The organism is Bacillus sp. LR--39 (assembly GCF_053613335.1).
On record NZ_JBSIOT010000311.1, the window covers coordinates 1 to 1,089 of the forward strand.

1 protein-coding gene and 1 pseudogene are annotated in these 1,089 nt (G+C 47.5%); one reads left to right on the plus strand and one right to left on the minus strand.

Features of this window, described 5'->3' with window-relative positions; genetic code table 11:
* On the minus strand, nt 1–492 hold a 492-nt coding region (locus tag ACWHAR_RS22780; RefSeq protein WP_452087912.1), incomplete at its 3' end, for a class I SAM-dependent methyltransferase.
* 117 nt (nt 493–609) lie between these two features.
* Between ACWHAR_RS22780 and ACWHAR_RS22785 the strand changes: the two are divergent.
* A pseudogene (locus tag ACWHAR_RS22785) lies at nt 610–1,089 on the plus strand (LysR family transcriptional regulator); the annotation flags it as partial.

The following is a 1,089-nucleotide window of genomic DNA, read 5'->3' on the forward strand; positions in this document are numbered from 1 at the left end:
ATGGGAAGGGTCTCGAAGCCGGTTCAAATGATTGACAAACTCATCAAGAATGGGATCTTCAGGCGCGTAATGATCAACTAAGAGAAAACGTCCGTCCTGTTTTAGTACGCGTGCAACCTCTCTGACAGCTTTGCGGACATCTGAAAAATGGTGGGCTGCGTATCGGCAGGTGATGATGTCAAATGAATCGTCGGGGAAGGGGAGTGACTCTGCCGTTCCTTGCTGAAAGCGTACGTTTTCAGCTCCTTTTTCTTGCGCGAAGGAGGACGCAACCTCAACCATCTCTTTCGTTGCATCAACACCGATGCACTCCTGTACATAAGGAGAAAATGCCAGGGCCGTATGGCCGGCGCCCGCTCCTATATCCAGCACTCGATGCTCTGCCCGGCATTCCGCTGTTTTGATCATCAACCCCAAATCTTCCCCCTCGGCAAATACCTTTTCATCCCGATACATCTCGGCGTTTTTAGAAAACGGTGTTTCATTTGTCATTTGAACCAGCTCCTTCTTTTCGTAAATGATGATATGGATTATGTTAGCAATTTCTGTTATGATTCGTCCAAGATATAAAAATGATGAAAATGATAGGTTCAACCTATGGAGGCTGAAATGGATATTAAAGTGATGGAATATGCAGCGGAAATTGCCCGGCGCCAAAGCTTTACAAAGGCGGCGGAACATCTTCATATCGCACAGCCGTCTCTCAGCCAGCAAATCAAAAAGCTTGAGGCTGAGCTGGGGCTTACCCTTTTTCACAGATCCCATGGCTCTGTTACACTGACACCTCACGGCAGGCGTTTCATTGAAAAAGCCGAGGACATCATTCGTTCCAGAGATGATTTGCTTCGGGAAATGCAGGAGCGATCACAGGGAATCGGTCATAAATTATCCATCGGGATTCCTGCTGTAACAGGGAGATATCTCTTTCCTCCGCTGCTGAAGCAGTTTTTGGCGCGCTATCCTCATGTGGAGGTTCAGCTTGTTGAATAAGATCCGGTTTCATTAGAGAAGATGACGGCAAAGGGAGAAGTTGACCTTTCTGTTTTATCCTTGCCCATCGAGGATGAACGGCTCTCCATTACACCCTTG